The organism is Chryseobacterium sp. IHB B 17019 (genome assembly GCF_001456155.1).
GTDB lineage: Bacteria > Bacteroidota > Bacteroidia > Flavobacteriales > Weeksellaceae > Chryseobacterium.
Window position 1 is genome coordinate 3,266,951 of record NZ_CP013293.1, and the last position, 25,522, is coordinate 3,292,472.

Genomic DNA, 25,522 nt, shown 5'->3' on the forward strand with positions numbered 1-25,522 from the left:
TTACGTTAAATTAAGAATAAAACAAAAAAACTAATATGAAAAAATATATTCTCTCACTCGCTGTTTTAGCGCTTTTTTATACAAAATCGGAAGCCTGCGCCTGGTCTGATCCGGATTATGAATACTTTAATTTATTTACCCAAAGTATTATTAAGGATAAATCTTATCTGCCGTTTCTTCACAGCTACTCAACAAGGTTTTATACGGATTTCAAGCCTAATCAGATTCCGGATGAAAATATTGATGCCTGGAAAAAATTCTTTAATAATCAGTTGACTTTTGCGGAAACCGATTATCTGGTGAATAAAATGAATATTAATGATCTTAATGCATTAAAAAAAGGAAGTCCAACGAATCAGCTATTGACAAAACTGGGATCCGGTTTCTATCAAAAATATCATGAAGGAATTGATTACCTGATCGAGGCCAAATACCTGGAGCCTTACATGAGAATCAATTATGTAGAAAGCCCAAACTCATTTTATTACAATGAAACCCAGGCTGAAAAAAATGCTACAAATCTTGATTACAATAAAACAATTTCTGCACTAACTTCCCTATACAACACTGCAAAAAATCCTGAAATCAAACAACGCTACGGATATCAGCTTGTTCGTTTCAATCATTACACCAGAAATTATGATGCTGCGGCCCAGGCGTTTAAAACTTATGTTGCACCCATAAAATTGAAAGGTACACCTTACATTATGGCACTTGACCAGCTTGCAGGAGCACAAAGAGGTTTGGGATTGAACAGTGAAGCCAACTGGAATTTCTTTCAGGTTTTTAAAGACAGTAAAAGCCGTAAGGAATCTGCTTTTGTGTCAATGAAACTTTCAGATACTGCTTCTTTTAATAATATTTTAAAGAGAGCCAACACGGATGACGAAAAAAATATGGCATATTTCCTTTTGGGCTATGAAGATTTCAACAATCCGATTCCGATTATGGAAAAAATGTTTGAAATCAACCCTGATTCCGAAATTCTTAAAGTGATGGCTGTGAGAAGTATCAATGAGCTGGAAAGGAATTATCTCCCGATTTATTATTACAGTTCAAACGATAATAATGCAACGGTACAAACGACAAACAATGTAAATAAAACAACCGATCAGCCAGAAACCGAAGCCACGGAAGTAAAAAAAGAAGAATTTTCTTTCTGGCAAAAAATTGTGAGATTCTTTAAAAATCTTTTCGGTAGTTCGAAGGATAAAAAATCTACTGAATCCAAAGCCGGTCAAGATGATGATGAACTGCTGAATAATCCGGACAGAATTCCAGTCTTTACCAAAAACAATTATTGGTATGACGAAAAATCCAAAGACTTTCTGGATGATCTGGAAAAATTCACCGATAAGACAAAAGAAAAATCTAAAGATGAATATTGGCAAATTGCAGATGCTTATCTAAAGTTCCTGAAAAAAGATTATAAAGCAAGTACGGAAATTCTGAATGATATTAAAACGACCAATCCTGAATATCTGGAAGAGATCAAAAGAATGAAAATTTTGAATGATATCGTTTCCCGACCAAAAATTGATGCAGAATACGAAGATCATTTAATGAAAGATTATGCTGAATATTTCACAGAAAAAGAAGTAAAAAAAGACAGTACGGAAACTACGGATTATGACTATTACGGTGAAGTTCCATCGACTAAAGACTTTCTGAAAGATGTTTTGGCGAACCGTTATTTCCTTCAGGGTGAAGACGGAAAATCCTACTTAATGAACAATAAGCTCTCGGATCTTCAATACAACCCGAATTCCAGCTTGGTGAAAAGTGTGGAAGATTTTTACAGGAAACCTAATAAGACCCAGTTTGAGCAACAGATTATTGCTAAAAACATTAATGATGTAGGAAGTATTGATGCATTTTTTGCAGTAATTTATGGTGACAGGGCGATGAGACAGGCTGATTTTGAAAAGGCAAAATCTTACTATCAAAAAGCCCAGGGCTTCTCAGGAATTCCAAGATCCGAATGGAATTATGATGCAAAAAAACAAACACCTCTTCAATATCCAGCAAATGTTTATAACGGTTTCAACAACATTTCCGATCTGGTTTTCGGTCATAATGTTTGGGAAAGCTATCAAAGTGCGCCTGATGAAAGCATGGAGAAAGAAGATTACTCGCAATTTCCATTTATTAAGCCGACCATGAATAAAATGGAATTGGCGGATGCTTTAGTTCAGCTTCAAAAAATCGGAACGACGAAAAATGAAAAGTCTGCAACTGCGAATCGACTGATTGGGAATTTATTGTACAATACTTCGATTTTAGGATATTACAGGCAACTATTTGTCATGGATATTGACAATACAAACGGCGGAAAATATGATTTCCGAAGCACCAACAAACAAAATCCTTATCAATATTATTACAAAAACTTCCTGGATCGCTCTTATATTGAGCCGGATAATTTTGATCTTGCCATTAACTATTATAAAAAGGCATTAGACATCTCATCTGATAAAGAGCAAAAAGCGAGAATTCTTTTCCAGATGGCAAGTGCTGAACAAGGTAAATATTATCAGTATGAAGCTCAAAACCCTTCTAATATTGATTATTCAGACCCGAAATGGAGCGAAAAAACGGATGCTCACCAAAAACAGCTGGATCAGATTAAAAACCAGAAATACAGAACGTATTTTGCACTGCTCAAGACTCAGTATGCTAATACGGAAACAGCAAAAAACCTTATGGGGAGCTGTTCTTACTTCAGTTACTTTATGAAATAAATCTTATGAAAAAAGGAATCAGTTTGATTCCTTTTTTTGTTGTTTTTCAAGCCACTCTTCATGTTTTTTCCTGAAGGCTTCGTGCTTATAGTCCTGATTTCTGTGAGCCGCATCTATTGAGTGCGAGCTATGGATATCATCATCTTCTTCAGCAAAATCTGAAAGTTTTTCATAATAATTATGAAGCTGATCGAGCTCTTTTTCCGTGAGATCTTCGATATCTACAATCCTGTTGCTGGCTTTTTCGTTGGCGGCAATCAGTTCATTTAGTTTGATCTGAATTGCTTTTGAATCTTTATTTTGTGCTTTCTGAATCAGGAAAACCATCAGAAAGGTAATAATTGTAGTTCCTGTATTAATAACAAGCTGCCACGTTTCTGAATAATTAAAAAACGGACCTGAAATAGCCCAAATAACAACGATCGTTGTTGCACCGATAAAAGCGTACGGGCTTCCAGTAAATTTGGTTGCCCAGTCTGAAAATCTTTCAAAAATACTCCTCTTATGTGAATTTGCCATTTTTAAATCAGTTTAGAAAAAACATGCAAAAACTCCGCCGAAGTAAGCAGAGTTTGAGTTAAGTTAATTGGTTAATATTTTACAGCTTTATTGAGCTCTATTGGATTATTTGTTTTTTTGAGCATTTCCTGCAGTTTCCTACTGAGATCATTAAATTGCTCGATATTAGTGATTTTTGTTCCCATGACAAACATTTGTCCCTGCATATTCTCTTTGAAGTTATTTCTCATATTGGCCAAAGGATCATTAAAAAATTCTTTCTTTTTCTTTTCCCTCATTTTTTCTGAAATCATTAATGGTTTCCTTCCATAGAAAGTTTCAACAATTCCGGTGGTATCGTATGTTTCTTTTAACTTATTATTTTTAACTAAAGTAAAAATGAAATTAGACTTAGAGTCCTGCAATTCGAATATCAATCCAGGCAAACCGTTGAACTTATAAGGTCCTTCCGGAATATTAATTTCTTTATTAAACCATGCTGTCCAGTTTCTTCCGCCGAAATTGGCTGTGGCTTTTTGCAAAGTATATTCACCTGTTTTTTTAGTTTCAGTTGATAATTTCCAGTTGATTTTATCTTCACTTATGTAAGAGAACATATCAAAATTGATTAATTCATAATTCTGATTTTTAAATGAATTTCGTTCTCTCTTGACGGTTGGAAAATCACCGCCGTATTGATGCTCATAATTACCTTTTACCTTGTTGATGGAATCGGATTCCAAATAATAATATTCGTAAAACTTTACGTCTTTCGGATTGACATCTAATACAAAATTCAATTTATCAAAATTTGTTTGTGTTGAATCTCTTTTAAACTGAAGTTCATAAATAAACCGGTTTGTCTGTGCATTGATACAAAAACTCATTAATACCATTAATGATAGAATTCTTTTCATAGTAATTTTTTTACAAATATATAAAATATTTAGAACCTTGCAATACATAATAGTGTTGTATTTAAACATCTGAAAATTAAATTAAACTTTATTTATATCTCAGAAATTTGAATTAATTTTAGACTAAACTAAAATCATTAAAACAAAATATTATGAAATCATCCATTTCAAATGAGGAATTCTATGCTGGCTTACAGCATCTACCAAAACTCCAATACCCTTTTCCGGATTTTATTCATCCTGATTTCCAACAACAAAGGCAGGAGTATTATGACTGGATAGACCGGGAATATACTTTCCACAGCCGGGAAGCCTGTGAAAAACACAAAAAACATAACCTAACTGATATTGCTGCACGTGGTTGTCCATTCCTGAAAACAATTGATGAACTCCGGCCTTTGGCAAATTATGCCGCAAATGGCGCTATGATGGATGATTATTGGGATCGTTGCACTCACGAAGAAATGACTGAAATAAGTAAACGTATAATCGCACTACTCACCGGTGAAGATCTAAAAGAACCTATTGACAATGGGATATTCCATCAGTTCTGGATATTAAGGCAGGACGCCATTAAATGTGGCATGCCTGAATATTTATATCAAAAATATGTGAATGCAATACGTGATGTTTTTCAAGGCTATTCGGATGAAAGGGTTTATTACAGGGCGAATGTAATTCCCACTTTAGCAGTTTACATGCTTATCCGAAACGCTACAAGCGGAGCACATCCTTTTTGCTGGTATGTAGCTATGCAGAAAGATTATCGCCAGTTACCAGATAATGTATTTGATCATCCCCATATTTTGCGTTTGCATACGATTTGTTCAATATTGATCGGTATTCACAACGATATTATCTCTTTACCAAAAGAACTTAGCAGGGAAGAAGATACAATGAATCTCGTTAAAGTATTAAAGCAGGAACATAACATATCAATTCATGATGCTTACATGATGGCTCTTGATATTCATGATAATTATCTAAATGAATTTCTGGTTTTACATAAAAATCTCCCTCAATTCGGGAAATGGCAGGAAATGGCTTATGACTATGTCCAGGATCTTGGTATTATGGTAGCCGGAGTTTACGCATGGCACACCAATGATACAACGCGTTATGTAAACGGCGGGTATGTAGAAGGAGAATATGTAAGTAAGGATTAAATAAAAAAAGGAATCGTATATGATTCCTTTTTTTACTTCTTAGATATTTTTAATATCCCATATTCATATAAACTTTTCTTCCGTTTAATGGCTGAATAGCTCTGAAATTAGGTTCTGTATAAATTGATTTGTAAGAATTAAATTGATCGGCAGATAGCTGTTGTTTGTTCTTAAATACAAACCATGTAACAGGTCCTCCATTTGTAATAGAAGAGTTTGCACCAAAGTTTGGAGTTGTCAGTGAGCCGTTATAGGTAAAATATTCCCGCGAGTTGGCTGGCAATAATCCCGCAATATCAAATGTGGTATTTGGAGAGTTTATAGCATTATTATTGGCTGGAGATTGGGCAAATAAATTTTGAAGTAAAGTATTTCCGCTACCAAGATCAACCAAAACACCTAAAACAACATAAGAATTGTCCGCTGCCACATTCACAAAGTGGATTTCCATGGTGCTGTATTTCCCATCAATGGTATGCTCGCTGCTGTAATGAAAGTGAAAATTTACCAGATTGTACTTTTTACCGTTTACAGTAATATAATTATTAAAATTATCAGTTCCGTTTACATTTACCCGAAGATTTTCACCCGCATTATTCTGGACCGAACTTAAAGTGACAGCACCGTAATGAATCGTCGGATCACTACTGTGGAATACAACGGCTTTTGATGGCTCGATATTAATTGGGGTCTGTGCTTCTGCAACTGCGGCGGGAATGTTTGAAGTAAAGATTGGTGTACTGATAATGTCTGAAGGATAGGAGTTCAGCTCATGTAATGTCTCGTTATCGCTTTGGCAGGATGTTAATAACATAGTAGGAATTAACCCTAAAATAAAAACAATTTTTCTGACATTGGGTTTCAACCCCAATGATAAATTTACTTTTTTTCTCATTTGTATCTAATAATTATGTTTAATTATTGAACGCAAATTTATAGATATTTTAAAAGTTAATAAACAGCAAGTCAATATTTTAATTAAGTTTTAATCGAAATTAAAAATTCATAAAGTGATTAAAAATTTTAATTTAAAATATTAAAAGCATGTAAAATTATTCATATTCATTCAAGGCAATTTGAATAAGAGATTTAAGCAAAAAAAATCCGCTCCAAAAAGGAACGGATTTTATTATAATCATTGCAAAGTATGCAATTATCACACTTTAATTTCCACGTCTACACCGCTTGGCAACTCTAATTTCATTAGAGCATCCACAGTTTTGGAAGAAGAAGAGTAGATATCCATCAATCTCTTGTGAGCAGAAAGTTGGAACTGTTCTCTAGCTTTCTTGTTTACGTGTGGAGATCTCAACACAGTGAAGATTCTCTTATTTGTTGGCAATGGAATAGGTCCGTTTACAACAGCACCAGTAGCCTTTACCGTTTTTACGATTTTCTCAGCAGACTTGTCTACCAAGTTGTAATCGTAAGATTTTAGTTTTATTCTGATTCTTTGTGACATTTCTTTAGTTTAAAAATTAACCTTTTGCTTTAGCAATGATTTCTTCAGCAACGTTTTGTGGAGTAGCCTGGTATTTCTCTAATTCCATAGAAGAAGTAGCTCTTCCTGATGAAAGTGTTCTTAGAGTTGTTACATATCCAAACATTTCAGAAAGTGGAACAGAACCTTTGATTACAACAGCACCGTTTTTCTCTTCCTGACCACTGATGGTACCTCTTCTCTTGTTAAGGTCACCAATGATATTACCCATATATTCTTCCGGAGTTACAACTTCCAGTTTCATAATTGGCTCCATGATTACTGGCTTAGCAGCACGTCCCGCTTCTTTAAATCCTAATTTAGCAGCCATCTCAAAAGAAAGTGCATCAGAATCCACTGCGTGGAAAGATCCGTCTTTAAGAACTACTTTAATACCTTCAACTTCGAAACCAGCCAAAGGACCGTTTTTCATTGCAGCTTTAAAGCCTTTTTCAATAGCAGGAACAAATTCTCTAGGAACGTTACCACCTTTGATCTCGTTAATAAATTCTAAACCTATTTTACCTTCGTCAGCTGGTCCTAGTTCAAATACGATATCCGCAAATTTACCTTTACCACCAGATTGTTTTTTGTAAACTTCTCTGTGCTGAGCAACTTTTGTAAGATTTTCTTTGTATTCTACCTGAGGCTGACCTTGGTTTACTTCTACTTTGAACTCTCTTCTCATACGATCTACAATGATATCAAGGTGAAGCTCACCCATACCAGAGATAATCGTTTGTCCTGAAGCCTCGTCTGTTCTTACCGTAAATGTAGGATCTTCTTCAGCTAGTTTAGCCAGAGCGTTACCCATTTTATCTTGGTCAGCTTTAGTTTTAGGCTCAACAGCGATACCAATTACCGGATCAGGGAAAACCATCGATTCTAGAATGATTGGGTTTTTCTCGTCACACATTGTATCACCGGTTTTGATAGATTTGAATCCTACCGCTGCACCAATATCTCCTGCTTCAATATATTCTACAGGATTTTGCTTGTTAGCGTGCATCTGATAGATTCTTGAGATTCTTTCTTTATCACCTGAACGAGTGTTCAAGATATAAGAACCTGCATCTAATCTTCCAGAGTATGCTCTGAAGAAAGCTAATCTTCCCACGAATGGGTCAGTAGCAATCTTAAATGCTAAAGCCGCGAAAGGCTCGTTTACATCTGGTTTTCTTGTAATTTCAGCGTCAGTTCTAGGGTCAGTACCTTTGATATCATCTTTATCCAATGGTGAAGGCAAGTATTTACATACTGCATCCAACATAAACTGTACTCCTTTATTTTTGAATGAAGAACCACAAGTCATTGGGATAATAGATAAATCGATAGTAGCTTTTCTTAGAGCTTCGTTGATTTCGTCTTCAGAGATTGAATCCGGATCTTCGAAGAATTTCTCCATCAAAGTCTCATCGTAGTCAGCCACAGCTTCTACTAATTTCTCTCTGTATTCAAGAACTTCATCTTTCATGTCTTCCGGAATTGGAACTACTTCGAAAGTAGCACCTTGTCCAGCTTCATCCCAGATGATCGCTCTGTTTTTAATTAAGTCTACAACACCTTTAAAATCTTCTTCAGCACCGATTGGTAAAACGATTGGAACTGCATTAGATCCTAACATTTCTTTTACTTGTTTTACAACGTTCAAGAAGTCAGCACCCTGTCTGTCCATTTTGTTTACGAATCCCATTCTTGCAACTTTGTAGTTGTCAGCAAGCCTCCAGTTTGTTTCAGACTGAGGCTCTACTCCATCTACTGCAGAGAATAAGAATACCAATCCATCCAATACTCTCAAAGATCTGTTTACCTCTACGGTGAAGTCAACGTGTCCCGGTGTATCAATGATGTTGAAGTGATAAGATTTACTTTCAGGTAAAATCTTACCCTGGTCAGTTGGGAAGTTCCAGTTACAAGTTGTAGCTGCAGAAGTAATAGTAATACCTCTTTCTGCTTCCTGCTCCATCCAGTCCATTGTAGAAGCACCATCGTGAACTTCACCAATTTTGTGGTTTACACCTGTATAGAATAAAATCCTTTCTGTAGTGGTAGTCTTACCGGCATCAATATGCGCAGCAATACCAATATTTCTTGTATATTTAAGATCTCTACTCATTTCTAATTAGAATTTAAAGTGTGAGAAAGCTTTGTTAGCTTCCGCCATTTTGTGAGTATCAGTTTTCTTTTTGTAAGCTGCACCTTCTTCTCTTGAAGCGGCTACAACTTCGTTAGCTAATTTCAAAGCCATAGACTTATCATTTCTAGCTTTAGAATATTTGATTAACCATTTCATTGCCATAGAAATTTTTCTATCAGCTCTGATTGGCATAGGAATCTGGAAATTAGCTCCACCTACTCTTCTAGAACGTACTTCTACGTGAGGCATAACGTTTGTTAATGCATCTTTCCAGATTTCAAGGGCTGTTTTTTCAGTTTCTCCTTTTTTAGTTTCTACGATATCCAATGCATCATAGAAAATTTTGAATGCGATTGACTTTTTACCGTCAAGCATTAAGTTGTTTACGAATCTTGTTACCAATTGATCATTAAATTTCGGATCTGGTAACAACGGTCTTTTTTTCGCTTTTGTCTTTCTCATTGTTTCTGTACCTTATTTAATGATTATTTTTTCTTTCCTTTTGCTGGTGCAGCTGCAGCCTGACCTGGTTTAGGTCTCTTAGCTCCATACTTCGATCTTCTCTGTGTTCTTCCATTTACACCTGCAGTGTCTAATGCACCTCTTACGATGTGGTAACGTACTCCCGGTAGGTCTTTCACCCTTCCGCCTCTTACCAATACTATCGAGTGCTCTTGAAGATTATGTCCTTCGCCCGGGATGTAGGCGTTAACTTCCTTCCCATTAGAAAGTCTTACCCTTGCAACTTTTCTTAGTGCAGAGTTAGGTTTCTTAGGAGTCGTGGTATATACTCTCGTACATACACCGCGTCTTTGTGGACAAGAATCAAGGGCAGCCGATTTGCTCTTCTTGGCAAGCGTGGCTCTTCCTTTTCTTACTAATTGTTGAATAGTAGGCATTTAATTGCTTTTTATTTTAGGGTGCAAAAATAACAATATTTTTTTAATTAACAAGCAGTTATGTAGAAATAATCTTTTTTATTAAAAATTAATTAACAGACACTTATATTATTCGATGATTGTTACTTGTACATTTTTGTTCCAATTGAAATCTTTAATATTTTGTTTAAGCTGTTGAAAATTATCAGTATCAATAGAATAAACAGAAACTTTGTCTTTTGAAACAGTGGTAAGATTATTTATTTTCAAAACTGCGGCTTTTTTCCAGGTTTTCGGGACGTGGCCATGAAACCATTCATCATAGATAATTGCAACATCATATTTATTATGGATGGTATACTGAGTGAGAAAATTTTCAAAGTGAATATCAATCGGCTTTTTATTTTCGGTAAAAGGAATCATTTCCTTTGAACCCAGCCCAACAATATCCAACAGATGAATATCCGTAAAATAAGTAATGGCTCCGATGTCATTGGCAACCACTTTCGACGTATTATAATAAGTATGTAAAAATTTTGCCGACTGGATTTGTTGTTCATAAATGTTTTTCCCACCATTGTCCAGAACCTTATGAGCAAAAGAAAATTTATAAATTAAAAGAAAAACATTCATTATAATCAAAGCAGAGATTAATTTTTCCTTTTTAATATAATGTTGAAAACCTTCAAATAAACCTTTTACCTTCGGAATTAAAGCCATTGAAAAACCTGTCAGAATATAGGCTTCATATCGAAAAGCCGCTTTCAGTTCTGCAAACATAGAATGACAGATCATTAATAAAGAAAGAACAATCAGAAGAAAATTATCTTTAATCATTTCATTGAAACTCTTCTTTTTAAAATCTCTTACAACAAAAATCAGACATAATAGAATAGGGAAAAATCCAACCTTGTAGAAACTTATATTGAATAAAAAATTATCCAGAATAATTGTTTTAAGCTGATGCGGAAGATTCGAATCAAAAGTAAATTTTGTCCCTTTTACCACCACAGAATTCGGGAAAAGATACCCATCATGCTGATAATTAAAGTAGCAGAAAATCGCAATCGGGATAAAACCTATCAATAAAACAGCAACTGCATCCTTCCATTTTTTAATCAACAAAAAAACAAAAGCCAGAATTACAAAATAAAACATGCTTTCGAAACGCACCAATCCCATTAACAATAAGGAAAAATAAAAACCTAAGACAGCCGATTTATTTTTAAAATTCGAAAGACAAAAAATATTGACAACAAATAAAAAAATATGGAAAATATGTTCCATTCCGGACAGCAACTGCAAATGCAGAACCGCAAAAAATAACGTAAATGAAACTGCAATGACAGTATTTTTCACATTTTTAAAGGTTTCCGAAAAATATTTGTTAAGAAAATAAACAATTCCAGCCCCGAAAACAATATTAAAATAAAGTGGCAGCTGATCATTATTTCCAAAAATTTTAATCAGAACACTTAAAAGATAAGTAAATAAAGGCGAGGAAGAAGTTGACGAAAACTCATATCTCGTAATTCCCCAAACATCATAGAGAGCAAAATTCTTCGCGATCGCTAAGTGAATATAAGCATCATCTATGAGATACACATAATGCGCATCCGTTTTTTGAAGCACATTAAAATAATATCCAAAACATACCGCAAAGAATATGATAAACGATATCATAAAACTCTTTAAGCTAAGTTCTGAAGATGGACTCATATTTTAAATACATTATAGAAATCTCAAAGATAAGTATCATCAATCATGAAACCATGGATTCGATATAATAATTGCTTAAATTTGTTAAACAAAGAATAAACTACCATACAATATGAAAAATGCGAATATTATCGGCCTGAAAGAAGCCGATTGCAAAAAAATTGCTGAAAAGCTGAATATCCTTTTGGCTAACTACTCTGTTTTTTACCAAAATACAAGAGGATCCCACTGGAATATCAAAGGTGACCAGTTTTTTACCCTTCACCCGAAATTTGAGGAACTTTACAACAGTTTGGTTTTAAAAATTGATGAAATTGCTGAAAGAATCCTGACATTGGGAGCAACACCTGCACACAATTACTCTGATTACCTGAAAGTAGCAACCATCAAAGAAAGTCAGGAAGTAAGCGACGGAACAAAGAGTGTGGAAATTATTCTGAACTCTTTCAAAGTGGTGATCGACTTGCAGAGAGAGCTTTTGGACATTACAGATGCAGCCGGAGATGAAGGTACAAACTCCCAGATGAGCGACTATATCACAGAACAGGAAAAAGAAGTCTGGATGTACAACTCCTATTTAGGAAAGTAATATAATAAATTTCTTCGGAAAATATTAAAAAAATCGTCTTACATTTAGGCGATTTTATTTTTAATTATTAAATTTGCGTATAAATTACACAATTATGCACGACGTACGACTGAATTCCATTTTAGATAATGATTTCTATAAAATAACCATGCAGAATGCTGTGGTAAAATTGTTCCCAAGCTCCATTGTAAAATATGAATTTATCAACCGGGGAAAACATCAATTCCCGGAAGGCTTTAGCGTTGCTTTGAGAGAAGCTGTGAATAAAATGGCAGAACTTAAATTAACCAAAGAAGAAAAAAAATTCATGGCAAGGACGTGCCCATACATCGATCTACCTTATCTGGATTTTCTTGAAGGATACCATTACGACCCGTCTGAAGTGAAAATTCACCAAGAGGGAACCGATCTTTCGGTAACCGTTGAGGGGCTTTGGTACAGGACAATCCTTTGGGAAGTACCGTTATTAGCCTTAATCAGTGAACTGCATTATCTTATGAACCACCTGGAAAGGGATTCTAACGAAATGGTCATGAATAAAACCATTGAAAAAGCAGATTCTTTGGCTAAATTAGGGGTAAACTTCGCGGAATTCGGGACAAGGAGAAGACATTCTTATAAAGTTCAGAGCTTGGTAATGGATGCTTTAACACAAAAAAAAGATTCAACATTTATTGGAAGTTCAAATGTACATTTTGCCATGAAATATGGTGTAAAACCCATCGGAACACACGCTCACGAATGGTTCATGTTCCACGGCGCCGAATACGGTTTCAAAATGGCCAACGAACTCGCACTGGAGCATTGGGTAGATGTTTACAGAGGTGATTTGGGAGTTGCCCTTTCAGACACTTATACAACGGATGTTTTCTTCCAGCAATTTGATAAAAAATTCGCCAAGCTTTTCGACGGAGTCCGCCATGACAGCGGAGATCCCCTGGAGTTTGCAGACAAAACCATTGCTCATTATCAAAGACACGGAATCAATCCTTTATTTAAATATATCATTTTCTCAGATGCCTTAAATCTGGAGAAAGTAGAAGAAATCACCAATTACTGTAACGGAAAAATTGGGATTTCTTTCGGAATCGGAACTAATCTCACCAACGATGTAGGAGTAAAACCAATGAATATTGTAATGAAATTAATTGGCGTACAAGCTCCAAACCACGAATGGATCCCAACCGTAAAGCTTTCCGACGAACACGGAAAATATACCGGAGATCCAAAAATGATCGAACTCGCCAAAGAATTTTTAAGAATAAAAAATTAACAAGATGAAAACAAAAATTATTTTAACATTATCTCTTTTCGCAACAACTTTTTCATTTGCTCAAAAGACTGCAGAAAAACCAACATTTAATCAGAAGCTTGCCACAGAACTTGGAGCCGATAAATATGGAATGAAGCCGTATGTAATCGTAATGCTGACAACAGGTCCAACAAAAATCGATGACAAAACGAAAATGGGCGAACTGATGAAAGGACATCTAGGAAACATCGGAAAATTAGCTAACGAAGGAAAGATTGTTGTTGCAGGGCCTTTCCTCGAACAAAACAAAGAAAACTACCGCGGAATGTTTATATTTAATACAAAATCTAAAGAAGAAGCAGAACAATGGGTAAAAACCGACCCTGCAGTTCAGGCCGGGGTTTTCAGTTATGAAATTTTTCCATGGTATGGCTCGGCGGCGTTGCCGATGTATTTGAAGCATCATGCTGAAATTGCGCAGGAAAATCCTTAAAAATGGGGTTTTATAGTAAATTTTCTGAACAGGATTTGATTGAATCTTATAACAACCAAGTTGATTATCAAGGTAAACCAAGTAGAGAACTGCTAGAAGAAATCTCGCTGAGAGGCTCACTCCAAGAACTTCAAACTAAAATTGAAGATCAGAAAAAACTATTAAATGAACGCAATAGGATTATCCGGGAAATCCACCAACATTTCATGAATAAATCTTCAAAACAAGAATACCTTTTACTCTTAAGCTCTGATATACTCTCAAAAGCAGAAATTCAATTGCTTGTAGAGGAAAAATATATTCAAATTCATCAGAATGTTGAAAATTTAAAAGTTGATTCAGACACTATATTATATAGTTTTTTAGGAATATTCATTGCATCAGCCGTGAGTTCTGGTATTCTATTTTTATGTATTTATAAATTCATTTTCTTAGCTGCCCTCCATTTTTATTTACTAATCCCTGCATATATTATTAATTACTTAATCATAAAATTAATAACTAAAAAAACAAGAGACAATCTGGCTGTTTTTATTGCAAGTTTTATAGCAACCGTTTTAAATCTTATCTTTTTTATAATTTTAATAAATTAGAAAACAACTTGAATATTGACAATTCAAACCTCACAAAATCTGTGAGGTTTTCTTATATTTATAAAAACAAAAACAACCATGAAAACCATCGAAGAAGTTCTGAAAAAATTAGACGAAATTATTATCTGGGCTAAAGAAAATCAAAGTCCGGCCGGATATTTTGCCTGTACTTACAGAATCATGACGGCTCAGGTTTTGAAAGGAATCCAGCAGAAAAAGTTTGAAGACAACCCGAGAATGACGCAACTTGATATTGCCTTTGCCAGCCGTTATCTTGAAGCATGGGATGCCTATTCAAAAGGTAAAAAGTGTACGAATTCCTGGTACATCGCTTTTGAAGCCACAAAAAATAAAAATTTGCTTATTTTACAACATATTTTCTTAGGAATGAACGCACATATCAATCTTGATCTCGGAGTTTCAGCGGCATCTATCATGCCTTACAGAAAGATAAACCCGTTGAAAAAAGATTTTGAAAACATCAATAACGTCATTGCTTCCATTAATCAAAAAGTTCAGGATTCATTAAATAAAATTTGTTACCCTGTAGATTTGATTGATAAAATCTCGAACGGAAAAGACAATGCGGTTTTGGATTTTGCCATTTCAAAAGCAAGGGAAACATCATGGGCAACTGCAGTAATTGCATCCAATACACCGAATTTTTTAAGAGAATCCGTCATCGGAATTGTAGATTATGCCGCTGCAAAAGTTGCTACACAAATTTTAAATCCAAAAATCCTTACCCCTGCTTTAACGAAAGAATTGAAAAAATGCGAAAGTAGTGATGTGGTGAAGAATATTGAAATTTTATCAGGTACAAAGAATGCTTGATAAAATCAAGATGCCTTAAAATTCTATGGTTTCCCGTAAATAAAATCAATTTTTCTTTTTGTAATTTTGAAACATGGAGATGACATATTTAATTATCGGATTTATTGCCGGCGGAATTCTGGGTGCAGTTATTCTATATTTTGTTTTGAAATCGACGATGATTTCAAGAAATTCTTATGATGAACTGAATAATTTACACATTAAAAACAATTCGGATTTAGAAAATTCTAATCTTAAAATTCAGGAATTAATTCAAACTATTAATAAGGAAAAAGAAACCAATCTACAACAGACGGACATTTTAAATGATCTTAAAAATGAATTTGCAAAAATTTCAGCTGAACATTCTTCTTTAAATTCTCAATTTTCTGAGCAAAGGGAAATCAATTCAAAGCAAACTTTACAGATTGAAAGTCTTTTGAATGAGAAACAAAATATTTTCGCTAAAAACTCTGAACTTACTGCTATTAACGAAAGCCTTCAAAAATCATTACAGACTCAAAAAGAAGAGATCATGAAGATTCAGGAGGAGTCAAAAATGCAGTTTGAGAATTTGGCTAATAAAATTCTGGAAGAAAAAACAGAGAAATTCACAACTTTAAATCAAAATAATTTAAAAACAATTCTTGAACCTTTTCAGGAAAAAATCAACGACTTAAAAAACCGCGTGAACGAAGCGTATGAAAAGGAAAATAAAGAACGTTTTTCTCTCGCTGAGAAGGTAAAAGAGCTTGCAGAACTGAATCAGCAAATTTCAGAAGATGCCAAAAAATTAACACGAGCGTTAAAAGGCGAAAGTAAAACCCAGGGAAATTGGGGCGAAATGATCCTCGAAAGCATCCTCGAAAAATCCGGACTGGTAAAAGGCAGGGAATATTTTCTTGAGCACGAGCTCCGTGATGAAGACAACAAAGCACTTTTCTCAGAATTCTCCGGTAAAAAAATGCGCCCTGATGCAGTGATAAAATATCCGGATGAGAGAAATGTGATCATAGATTCTAAGGTTTCCCTGACAGCTTTTACAGAATTGGTTGATGAAACTGATCAGGATATTTATGTAATAAAACTCAATCAACACTTATCTTCCATAAAAACTCACATTACGCAATTGAGCCAGAAAGCATACGACGATTATGGAAAATCCTTGGACTTTGTAATGATGTTTATCCCGAGCGAACCGGCCTATATCGCAGCAATGCAAGCCGACCAAAACCTTTGGAATTACGCTTATGAAAGAAGAGTTTTGTTATTAAACCCAAGTAATTTAATTACTTCGTTAAAGCTTATTGCAGATCTTTGGAAACGCGAATATCAAAATAGAAACTCCATGGAAATTGCCGAACGAGGGGCGAAACTTTATGATAAATTTGTTGGATTTGTAGAAAATCTGGAGAAAGTTGGGAAGAATCTGGATCAGGCTAAAAACGTCTACAATGACGCTTACAAACAGCTTTCGACAGGAAATGATAATCTTGTTACCCAAACACAGAAATTAAAATCTTTAGGAATTAAGAACAAGAAAGACCTTCCCCAGAGCCTGATTGACAATTCACAAATTTCGTTGGATATCTCAGAAGACTTATAAAATATAAAACCTCAGTTCATACTGGGGTTTTTCTTTATACTTAATTGATAAATTTATAATAATTTTGCGGTATGTTAATAGAAAGCTTTCAGAACGATAAAATAAAAAACATCACCAAACTTCTCTCTGACAACAGATTCCGTAAAAAATCAAATGTTTTTGTAGTGGAGGGGCAGCAGGAAAATGAAAGGGCTCAGAAGTTTGATTTCGAGCCTGTTGAGTTTTTTATCTGTGAAAATATTTTCCAGAAAGAACTCCCAAAAGGAAAAATTCATCTTGTAACCGATAAAGTTTATGAAAAAATTGCTTACAGAGGAAGTTCAGAAGGAATTATCGGGGTTTATAAAACAAAAGAATCGGATTTATCTTCATTTAAGCCGAAAGAAAATTCTACGATAATTATTGTTGAAGGCGTTGAAAAGCCAGGAAATCTCGGGGCAATTCTCAGAAGTTGTGAAGCTTTCGGGATTGACGCGTTGATTGTTTCGGATGGAAAAACTGATTTCTATAACCCGAATGTTATCCGCTCAAGCGTTGGCTGTCTGTTCGGAATGGAAGTTTTTCAGGCGGAAAACGATGAAACATTAGCCTTTCTTCAAAATAATAATTTTAATATCTATACGACAATCATGGATGAGACGGCAGAAGATCTTTCTAAAAGAGATTTCAGGGAAAAATCTGCTGTGTTATTCGGAACAGAACATTCAGGATTGAGTGATTTTTGGTCTGGAAAAGGAAAAAATACCTTGATTCCAATGGCAGGAAGTATAGATTCTCTGAATTTAAGCAATGCCGTTGCGATTGCATGTTATGAAGCTTTAAGACAGAAGAAGGGTTGAATTTGTTGAGAGTTGCTGGGTGATATTATTTTAATATTACTTATTGCCCATTACTTATTACTCATAAAATATGTGCATAAAAAAACCGCATCACTGAGTGAGCGGTTCTTTTATTTTTAAAGCTTAAGCTAAAATTATTTCTTAGCAGCGTCTTTAGTTGCATCTTTAGCAGCATCAGCAGCACCTTTAGCAGCATCAGCAGCACCTTTAGCAGCGTCAGCAGCACCTTCAGTAGCAGCTTTAGCAGCATCAGCTCCAGCAGCAGTAGTAGCAGCAGCAGCATCTTTAGTAGCATCTACAGCAGTAGTAGCAGCAGAATCAACAACTTTAGCAGCAGAATCAACTACAACAGCAGCTGAATCAGTAGCAGCAACAGCAGATGAATCAGCACCTTCAGTAGAAGTAGCTTCAGTTTTTTTACAAGCAACTAAAGAGATTGCAGCGATAGCAGCTACGAATAATGACTTTTTCATAATAAATTAAATTTAATTTTGTTAATATTGTTTTATAAAATCTTTCTCTGTTCTGTTATTTGAACAAGACAAAGGTATAGCAGATAGAAAATTTGTTTAGGAAAAATAATTGTAATACCTTTGTAAAATCATTTTACAAATAAATTATACTGATAATCAATAAATTAATCATTTTAGAAATTTGACAGATTTAGATCTATTACATTTTGAGCAGCTGAAAAAGGAGGTCCAAGCTCAATATTTGAAAGAATACACTCCTTCCTATGATGATATTTCAAAATGGAAGGGCATAGATATTATCTATTTCCAGGAAGACCTTCGCAAAAAAGCGAAAGGAAACATCAGCGAAAAATCTTTTTATACTTATTTTAAAAACTCACCGGTAACTAAATTGCCAAGAATTGACATGCTCAATTTATTGAGTATTTATGCAGGTTACGACTCATGGTATGAATTTAAAAAACAACATCTTTTTGCAGGAGAATTATTGACTGATGATGAAGATTTGAGTGAAGAAGAAATCCAGGAATTAGAAAAAACAGTTTTAAATTCTCCGGAACAGCCAAAAACTGTAATTTCAACAGGTAAAACAGAATTAAAGACAGCTGAAAATACAGATTTACAAAAATCGATTACTGAAAATCAGCCAATTAGTCAAAAACCAAGAACAACTCAAACTACAAATTTTGAAGCAATAAAATCCAAGAAAAACTTCTTTCAAACCAATGCTTGGGCTATTGTAACAACTATTTTGATTATTATTACTGGTCTTCTTGGTTTTAAGGATCAAATTTTTTCTAAAACTTACAAGTATTGTTTCAGTGATGCCGATAGAGGTGTTGGAGTAATAAATACTTTAGAAATAAAAGTCATCAAAGAAAATGAATCCCCAATTCTTTATAAAATAAAGCCTGGAGAGTGTTTCTATTATTCTACCAAGGATAAAAATCTAAAAATGCAGATTAGCGCTCCTTTTTATGAATATATGGAAGTCAACAGAAGCTTAGAGAATGCACCTGATGAAGAAATGATCGAGCTGAAACCTGATGATTATAAAATGGCGGCTTATTATTTCTCCATCAAAGATGTGACGGGCGCTCCAAAAGAAGAACAGCTGACACTTATCAAACAGAAAAGAAACCAACTTGAGAACCTCATCAGCAATAATGCGGTTATTTATCAGGTATACGACAACAATACGTACGGTATTGAAAGACTTGACAAACAAAAATATATTACACTGGTAACAACTCCTACGACATCCTTGAAAAATTTAAGTGTAATAGAAATGAAAAAGGATAATAAAGGAAAAATTGTCTCCATTAAATTTAAAATTGCAACCACAGATGAAAAGAATAAATAATTTTTTACTATTTGCAATGTTGCTTCTTGCATTTGTTTCCTGTAACAACAAAAAAACAGAAGTAAGCGATCTGGACAAACTCAGAAACAGCACAAATACAAAAACTTATCCTGCCAAACAGGTGGATAGCGCACAGGCAATCAATCTCATTACCCGGCAAAAAGTCCAGGAGCTCCTTGACCTTTCCACCCTGTATCTTTCCGGAAACAGGAATACAGAAATTGATACGCTAATCTATTCCCAGATGCAAAGCTATTTTCACAAACCGGATAGCCTGACATTCAGAAAGTTATTCAGTGAATTGGATAGTTTAAAAGTAAAATCCGCAAAAGTAAACAACCTGGAGGTGTATAAGGATTTTTATAAAAAAGACACGCTCGATTTTGCTAAGTTTAATGTAGAATATTTCGACAATAAGAATAAATCATTGGGAATTTTCGAGAAAAACGCACAATATATTTTGCTTTCTACCCCGAATACCAATAATGAGTTTAAATTTTTCTTTTTAGATTTTTACTCTAAACCTTTAGTAAGAAAAGACAGCACTTCGGTAGGTGTCACAAGATAGTCCAGCGGAATATCATTTTCGTAGATATCTTCAACGATTTCATTGGGGTTAAAATAATTGACTCCGATTTTTTTTGACTCGCTGGAGATATTTGCAAAAAAAGCATCATAAAAACCTTTGCCATAGCCTACTCTATTTCCTTTCTGATCACAATAAAGCAAAGGAGTGATGACATAATTAAAGTTTAAAACTTCGGAATCTTCATTGGAAACAGGCTCGGAAATTCCCCAATTGTTAGTTTCAAATGAAGTATCATTAAAAATCTGGACTGAAATTAACTTCCTATCAACAATTTTAGGAACAAAAACATTGATATTTCTGCTCAGAAAATAATCAATAAAGATCTTAGTATCAATTTCATTAAATTTTATTATTGGAATAAAAATATGCACATTTTGACCCGAAAAAGGTTTAAAATATTCAATAAAGTTTTTAAACACCTTCTCAGATAACAAGAAAGCCTCATCACTTGACAAGGCTTTTCTTTTTTGCATATATTTTTTTCTAAGATCTGATTTCAACATAATTTATGCTTTTTCAGACGGCTGAATAATTTTGTATAATTTATCAGACAAACGAACTCTGAACGGAAGTTCAAAAGTAATCTGATCTCCTTTTTTTGCCGTTTCACAAGGACCTCCGTTTACATACAGCTCAGTAATTGTAATTTCCTGCTCACCGGTTGTAGGTCCTGAAATCAACACCTTATCACCCACTGAAAGCTCTTTGTTTTCAATTAAAAACTGCCCTATTTTTGATTTTGAATAATAATGTTCTGCCTTTCCGAGCAATACTTTCTTAACGCTTATTTTTTTACGAATGTCTTTCGTTTCGGCTTTTGCCAAAGGTTTAACAACCGGTAATTCTCCAGATTTTTTAAATTTTAAAGCTTCAGATCTGCCTTTTCTGAAAACTTTATTTCCAACCTGTAAGCCTTTTCTCAATTTTACCTGCTCTTCTAAAGGTAAATGGGTAATTTCCAGACATTCCGTAGAACAGCAGTTTTCCATCGCAGCTTTACATTCGTCACATTGGATAAATAACAAATGACAGGAATCATTAGCACAATTGGTATGATTGTCACAAGGTTTTCCGCATTGGTGGCACTGTGCGATAATATCGTCTGTAATTCTTTCTCCTAAACGGTGATCAAACACGAAGTTTTTACCTATAAATTTACTTTCAATTCCCTCTTCCTTTATTTGACGGGTGTATTCAATAATTCCACCTTCCAGTTGATAAACATTTTTGAAGCCCTGATGTTTGAAGTAAGCACTGGCTTTTTCACAACGGATTCCGCCTGTACAGTACATCAAAAGGTTTTTATCTTCTTTAAAATCCTGTAATTGTTCATTGATAATCGGCAAACTCTCTCTGAAAGTTTCTACATCAGGAGTAATGGCGCCTTCAAAATGACCGACTTCGCTTTCGTAATGATTTCTAAAATCTACTACAATCGTATTCGGGTCTTCCAGTAAATTATTAAATTCTTTTGCTTTCAGATGAATTCCTTTATTGGTAACATCGAAAGTATCATCATTTAATCCGTCGGCAACAATTTTATGTCTTACTTTTATAGTTAATTTTAAAAAAGAATGATCGTCCTGCTCAATAGCAACATTCAAACGGATTCCTTTTAAAAAGTCATAAGCTTCCAAGGTCTCACGAAAAGCTTCAAAATTGTCCGCAGGAACACTCATCTGAGCATTAATTCCTTCATGGGCAACATAAATACGGCCGAGGGCATCAAGTGCATTCCAGGCTATAAATAATTCGTCGCGAAATTTTTTGGGATCTTCAATTTTGGCATACGCATAGAAAGACAACGTAAGGCGTTCCTTACCGGCTTCATCAATTAGTTGAGCTCTTTCTTCTGCGCTTAAGGTGTTATACAGTTGCATGCTATAAACGTTTTAAGTGAGAAAAATTTTTGCAAAGATAAAATAATTATGAGTAATGAGCAATGGGTAATAAGTAATGGAATCACTGTATGTTTTTAGATTACTCATTGCTGATTACTGATTACTTATATTCTGCCAGTTTGTCATTAATAAAATTTTAAGTTTTGTTAATTGACATCAATAATTATGACTTAATCTATAAAATATTGTTATTCTAGTTAAATTTTAGTTAAAATTGAAACAACACATACTAAACGCATACCTATTTAGCATTAAATTTGTTTACAGTAAAACGAAAAAAAATTATATTAATAATTAACAAGAAAGATATACAATGAAGAGTACTTTAAAAAAACTATTACCATTTGCAGTAGTAGGCGTTATTTCAGGAGCTACTACCGTTGGAACAATTCAATATTTCGGTCATGATTCTAACAACGGTGACCAATCATACTTTACAAAAGCATCCAATGTTTCTTTCGCGGGAATGAATTCTGCAGCAGTAGGAGATGACTTTGTAAAAGCTGCCAAAACTACAGTTCCTGCTGTGGTTACCATCAAAAATTACCAGTCAAGAACTTCAAACAGAGCTTCAGAGCAGGACCTTTTTGACTTCTTCTTCGGTGATCCGTTTGGAGGAAGAGGACAGCAAAGACAAAAGCAGCAGGTTCCTGACAATATGCCTTCAGGAATGGGTTCAGGGGTAATTATTTCGCCGGACGGTTATATTATCTCCAACAACCACGTTGTAGCAGGTGCCAACAAACTTGAAGTAGTTTTAAGCAATAAAAAATCATATATCGCGACATTAGTAGGGACAGACCCGAATACAGATATTTCTTTATTAAAAATTGAAGAAAAAGGTTTGCCTTATTTAAATTTTGCCAATTCTGACAATATTGAAGTAGGACAATGGGTTCTTGCCGTAGGAAATCCTCTCGGACTGAATTCTACGGTAACGGCAGGTATTGTTTCTGCAAAAGGAAGAGGTATCGGGATTTTGGGATCTCAGGGGAAGGCAGCGAATCCAATTGAAAGCTTTATTCAGACCGATGCGGCGATTAACCCCGGAAATTCAGGTGGAGCTTTGGTTAATACCAACGGAGACCTTATTGGTATCAATTCTGCCATCCAGTCGACTACGGGATATTATCAGGGATATGGATTTGCGGTTCCTGCCAATTTAGCCAGAAAAATTGTTGAGGATATCAAGAAATTCGGTATTGTACAGAGAGGTTTCCTTGGAGTACAGTCTTTAGATTTATCAAATGACATGCAGGTTGCTGCTTACAATAAAGAGAAAAAAGCTAATGTAAAAGCCGGTTCAGGAGTTTATGTAACAGGATTTGGTGACAATAGCGGCGCTGAAGATGCAGGACTGAAAGTAGGAGACGTTATCACCAAGATTGATAATACAGCAGTTACGGATTTTGCAGATCTATCTATCGCAATCGGCAGCAAACGTCCTGGTGACAAAGTAGCCGTTACTTACCTAAGAAACGGTAAAGAAAACACTACAACGGTGACATTAAAAGATCAAAAAGGAGGAACTTCTACAAGAACAAAAGCAGATCTTAGTGTAACTGAAAAAATCGGGGCCGAATTTGAACCATTAAGTGAAAGATTCAAAACTGATTACGGATTGAACAGCGGTGTTGTTGCTAAGAATGTAATGGAAGGAAGTGAGATCGCTAAAATCGGGATTGTAGACAACTATATCGTTATCGAGATCAACGGTAAGCCGGTAAACTCTCAAAAAGATGTTGAAAAAATCCTTGATAAATATTCAGGAAATGTTTCTGTGAAATTTGTGGATGCTTATGGACAGATTTATACGAGAGGTTTTAAAATGCCTTAATTGAAATTTACTTAAATTATTATAAAACAGACCATTCTTACTTAAGAATGGTTTTTTTATGTAAAAAATCAAATAGATATAAAATAATTAAGAAATAGATTCTCAAATCTACAAACAACTGTATTTCAATGATAAAGAAATAATTATTTTTCATATATTTGAGAAAAACAAGTGCATGAAAAAAGCTACCTATCACGATAGGAAGAGAGTTGTTGATATTTTATGTCAGGCTTTCATTGATGTTCTTATTCCCAATTCTATCAATTTTGTGGTGAAGGATTCTGGAAACAGATATAAAAGGCTGAAGTCTTTAATGGAATTTCAGTTTGATAAATCTATGTTATTTGGAAATGTTTTTCTAAGTGATGATAACAAAGGGTGTATTTTATATCTTGATAAAGAAGATTCCGGAATCAAAAACTTATTACTGGAAATAAAATTGTTATTTACTTGTATTGGTTTAGACAATATGTTTAAAGTATTAAAGCGGGAAAAACTTTTAAAAAACTTTCATCCAGAAGAAAAATTTGCACATCTCTGGTTAATGGCCGTGGTTCCGGAGCAACAAGGAAATGGAATTGGAACAAAATTATTGAAGGAATCACTAGAAGTTTATACTGGAAAACTCATCTATGTAGAAACCACAACTCCTGAAAACCGTACTTTTTATACTCAAAATGGGTTTGAAATATTTCATGAGACTTTTGAATTAGATTATCCTCTTTATTTTTTAAAATATGTTTAATACGGAAGTATGCTTAAGTACATTTATCTATATAATAGTATTTGTACTGTTAATCATTGTTGCTTCCGTACAACTTATTTCTGTTTGGAAGAGAAGAGATAGAGATTACTATCTGAGAGCTCTAGAATTACTTGTTTCAGGTCTTATTTATAACTGTGTGGAAGGTTTACTTCCAGATAAGGAAATCGGAATTAATATTATTTCTCAAAACATTTTTGCTTGGGTTATAGGAGTAAGTGTAGCTTTTCATTATTTCATTTACATAAAAAATGAATATGACCTATTTTTCTTCAAAAGTTTTACCTTAAGCACATTAGGAATGTTTGCATTATTAACTTTAATACTGTTGTTTATACTACCTTATACTATTACAGGTTCTTTGAAAACTTCAAGAAGTTATTTTTTGAGTTTCTTTTTAGCATTATTAATATTAGCAATCATTATTGTTATAAAACAGCAATTCAAGAAAATAAAAACACGTAAAAGTACTTCATTTAAGTTTCATGACTGCTGTGGAATTATAAGCTTCTTATGTTTAATGTCATTACCGGCAACAATACTTTTATTTGGAGACAATCAATTGATAGAACAGACATTTTTCAGCTTAGGTTTCTTTGTAATATCTGTTGATTACTTTATTTATCCTTATCGTAAAAAGGAGCTTAAACAGAACATCCCTTTTGAAAAACTTTCAGTGAGAGAAACAGAAATCTTGAAATTGCTTTTAGAAAATCCAAACCTAAAATATGCGGAGATTAGCAACACATTAAATATTTCTGAGAAAACATTATCATCCCACTTATCTAATATTTACAAAAAAATTGATATAAAAAGTAAAAAAGAAATACAGGAAATGAGTAAGGCATATAGAAATGCGCTTTCAAATTAAAGCC

Annotated in this window: 25 protein-coding genes; 14 read left to right on the top strand and 11 right to left on the bottom strand. The window is 34.2% G+C overall.

Features of this window, described 5'->3' with window-relative positions:
• Positions 1-35 precede the first annotated feature (35 nt).
• A complete protein-coding gene (locus ATE47_RS15115) occupies positions 36-2,741 on the top strand; it encodes a hypothetical protein (protein WP_062162735.1) in 2,706 nt (901 codons plus the stop codon).
• A gap of 18 nt (positions 2,742-2,759) precedes the next feature.
• Here ATE47_RS15115 and ATE47_RS15120 read toward each other — a convergent pair whose 3' ends face one another.
• Both ATE47_RS15120 and ATE47_RS15125 read right to left on the bottom strand, forming a co-directional pair.
• Positions 2,760-3,260: a low affinity iron permease family protein gene (locus ATE47_RS15120; protein ID WP_062162736.1), complete on the bottom strand. Its 501-nt coding sequence runs from the start codon at positions 3,258-3,260 to the stop codon at positions 2,760-2,762.
• Positions 3,261-3,331: 71 nt separating this feature from the next.
• On the bottom strand, positions 3,332-4,156 hold the full coding sequence (locus ATE47_RS15125) for a GLPGLI family protein (protein ID WP_082632619.1): 825 nt from the start codon (positions 4,154-4,156) through the stop codon (positions 3,332-3,334).
• Positions 4,157-4,308: 152 nt separating this feature from the next.
• Between ATE47_RS15125 and ATE47_RS15130 the strand changes: the two genes are divergently transcribed.
• On the top strand, positions 4,309-5,322 hold the full coding sequence (locus tag ATE47_RS15130; protein WP_062162737.1) for a terpene synthase family protein: 1,014 nt from the start codon (positions 4,309-4,311) through the stop codon (positions 5,320-5,322).
• A gap of 49 nt (positions 5,323-5,371) precedes the next feature.
• Here ATE47_RS15130 and ATE47_RS15135 read toward each other — a convergent pair whose 3' ends face one another.
• The 6 genes from ATE47_RS15135 to ATE47_RS15160 all read right to left on the bottom strand — a co-directional run bounded on the left by ATE47_RS15135 (position 5,372) and on the right by ATE47_RS15160 (position 11,536).
• Positions 5,372-6,217 (bottom strand): carbonic anhydrase family protein, encoded by an 846-nt coding sequence (locus tag ATE47_RS15135; protein WP_062162738.1) that lies wholly within the window; start codon positions 6,215-6,217, stop codon positions 5,372-5,374.
• A gap of 261 nt (positions 6,218-6,478) precedes the next feature.
• Positions 6,479-6,784, bottom strand: a complete 306-nt coding sequence (gene rpsJ / locus ATE47_RS15140) for a 30S ribosomal protein S10 (RefSeq protein ID WP_002661363.1) — start codon at positions 6,782-6,784, stop codon at positions 6,479-6,481.
• Between the two features lie 16 nt (positions 6,785-6,800).
• Entirely contained in the window at positions 6,801-8,918 is a 2,118-nt protein-coding gene (gene fusA, locus ATE47_RS15145) for an elongation factor G (protein ID WP_062162739.1), read from the bottom strand.
• A gap of 6 nt (positions 8,919-8,924) precedes the next feature.
• Positions 8,925-9,401, bottom strand: coding sequence for a 30S ribosomal protein S7 (gene rpsG, locus ATE47_RS15150; protein WP_062162740.1), 477 nt, complete (start codon positions 9,399-9,401; stop codon positions 8,925-8,927).
• 23 nt (positions 9,402-9,424) lie between these two features.
• The gene (gene rpsL / locus ATE47_RS15155) at positions 9,425-9,838 is read right to left on the bottom strand and encodes a 30S ribosomal protein S12 (RefSeq protein WP_002983146.1); all 414 of its coding nucleotides are present in this window, start codon (positions 9,836-9,838) and stop codon (positions 9,425-9,427) included.
• A gap of 108 nt (positions 9,839-9,946) precedes the next feature.
• Positions 9,947-11,536, bottom strand: coding sequence for a hypothetical protein (locus ATE47_RS15160; protein ID WP_150114833.1), 1,590 nt, complete (start codon positions 11,534-11,536; stop codon positions 9,947-9,949).
• Positions 11,537-11,648: 112 nt separating this feature from the next.
• Here ATE47_RS15160 and ATE47_RS15165 point away from each other — a divergent pair, with 112 nt between their 5' ends.
• The 7 genes from ATE47_RS15165 (at position 11,649) to ATE47_RS15195 (ending at position 17,721) form a co-directional block, all read left to right on the top strand.
• The gene (locus ATE47_RS15165; protein ID WP_062162742.1) at positions 11,649-12,125 is read left to right on the top strand and encodes a Dps family protein; all 477 of its coding nucleotides are present in this window, start codon (positions 11,649-11,651) and stop codon (positions 12,123-12,125) included.
• A 94-nt stretch (positions 12,126-12,219) separates the two neighbouring features.
• Complete coding sequence (gene pncB, locus ATE47_RS15170; protein ID WP_062162743.1) at positions 12,220-13,398, top strand: nicotinate phosphoribosyltransferase; 1,179 nt, start codon at positions 12,220-12,222, stop codon at positions 13,396-13,398.
• 4 nt (positions 13,399-13,402) lie between these two features.
• On the top strand, positions 13,403-13,870 hold the full coding sequence (locus tag ATE47_RS15175) for a YciI family protein (RefSeq protein ID WP_062162744.1): 468 nt from the start codon (positions 13,403-13,405) through the stop codon (positions 13,868-13,870).
• A gap of 2 nt (positions 13,871-13,872) precedes the next feature.
• A complete protein-coding gene (locus ATE47_RS15180) occupies positions 13,873-14,463 on the top strand; it encodes a hypothetical protein (protein ID WP_062162745.1) in 591 nt (196 codons plus the stop codon).
• A 78-nt stretch (positions 14,464-14,541) separates the two neighbouring features.
• The gene (locus ATE47_RS15185; protein ID WP_062162746.1) at positions 14,542-15,297 is read left to right on the top strand and encodes a DUF5995 family protein; all 756 of its coding nucleotides are present in this window, start codon (positions 14,542-14,544) and stop codon (positions 15,295-15,297) included.
• A 73-nt stretch (positions 15,298-15,370) separates the two neighbouring features.
• Positions 15,371-16,882 carry a DNA recombination protein RmuC gene (gene rmuC, locus ATE47_RS15190; RefSeq protein ID WP_442857068.1) on the top strand — a complete coding sequence of 504 codons (1,512 nt, stop codon included), beginning with the start codon at positions 15,371-15,373 and terminating at the stop codon, positions 16,880-16,882.
• 71 nt (positions 16,883-16,953) lie between these two features.
• On the top strand, positions 16,954-17,721 hold the full coding sequence (locus tag ATE47_RS15195) for a TrmH family RNA methyltransferase (RefSeq protein ID WP_062162747.1): 768 nt from the start codon (positions 16,954-16,956) through the stop codon (positions 17,719-17,721).
• A 134-nt stretch (positions 17,722-17,855) separates the two neighbouring features.
• Here ATE47_RS15195 and ATE47_RS15200 read toward each other — a convergent pair whose 3' ends face one another.
• Positions 17,856-18,194, bottom strand: a complete 339-nt coding sequence (locus ATE47_RS15200) for a hypothetical protein (RefSeq protein ID WP_062162748.1) — start codon at positions 18,192-18,194, stop codon at positions 17,856-17,858.
• A 181-nt stretch (positions 18,195-18,375) separates the two neighbouring features.
• Between ATE47_RS15200 and ATE47_RS15205 the strand changes: the two genes are divergently transcribed.
• Both ATE47_RS15205 and ATE47_RS15210 read left to right on the top strand, forming a co-directional pair.
• Positions 18,376-19,557, top strand: a complete 1,182-nt coding sequence (locus ATE47_RS15205; protein ID WP_062162749.1) for a hypothetical protein — start codon at positions 18,376-18,378, stop codon at positions 19,555-19,557.
• A complete protein-coding gene (locus tag ATE47_RS15210; protein ID WP_062162750.1) occupies positions 19,541-20,125 on the top strand; it encodes a hypothetical protein in 585 nt (194 codons plus the stop codon). Before ATE47_RS15205 ends, ATE47_RS15210 begins: the two co-directional genes overlap by 17 nt.
• Here the strand turns inward: ATE47_RS15210 and ATE47_RS15215 are convergent.
• Both ATE47_RS15215 and trhO read right to left on the bottom strand, forming a co-directional pair.
• A complete protein-coding gene (locus ATE47_RS15215) occupies positions 20,071-20,619 on the bottom strand; it encodes a 5-formyltetrahydrofolate cyclo-ligase (RefSeq protein WP_335338437.1) in 549 nt (182 codons plus the stop codon). The two genes, ATE47_RS15210 and ATE47_RS15215, sit on opposite strands and share 55 nt — an antisense overlap.
• 33 nt (positions 20,620-20,652) lie before the next feature.
• Positions 20,653-22,026 carry an oxygen-dependent tRNA uridine(34) hydroxylase TrhO gene (gene trhO, locus ATE47_RS15220; RefSeq protein WP_062162752.1) on the bottom strand — a complete coding sequence of 458 codons (1,374 nt, stop codon included), beginning with the start codon at positions 22,024-22,026 and terminating at the stop codon, positions 20,653-20,655.
• Between the two features lie 334 nt (positions 22,027-22,360).
• On the opposite strand from trhO, the gene ATE47_RS15225 reads away from it, so the two are divergent.
• From ATE47_RS15225 to ATE47_RS15235, 3 genes are all read left to right on the top strand, one after another.
• Positions 22,361-23,884 (top strand): trypsin-like peptidase domain-containing protein, encoded by a 1,524-nt coding sequence (locus ATE47_RS15225; RefSeq protein WP_062162753.1) that lies wholly within the window; start codon positions 22,361-22,363, stop codon positions 23,882-23,884.
• Between the two features lie 175 nt (positions 23,885-24,059).
• Positions 24,060-24,629, top strand: coding sequence for a GNAT family N-acetyltransferase (locus ATE47_RS15230; protein WP_062162754.1), 570 nt, complete (start codon positions 24,060-24,062; stop codon positions 24,627-24,629).
• Positions 24,622-25,518: a response regulator transcription factor gene (locus ATE47_RS15235; RefSeq protein ID WP_062162755.1), complete on the top strand. Its 897-nt coding sequence runs from the start codon at positions 24,622-24,624 to the stop codon at positions 25,516-25,518. The genes ATE47_RS15230 and ATE47_RS15235 overlap by 8 nt, the downstream gene beginning before the upstream one ends.
• Positions 25,519-25,522 lie beyond the last annotated feature (4 nt).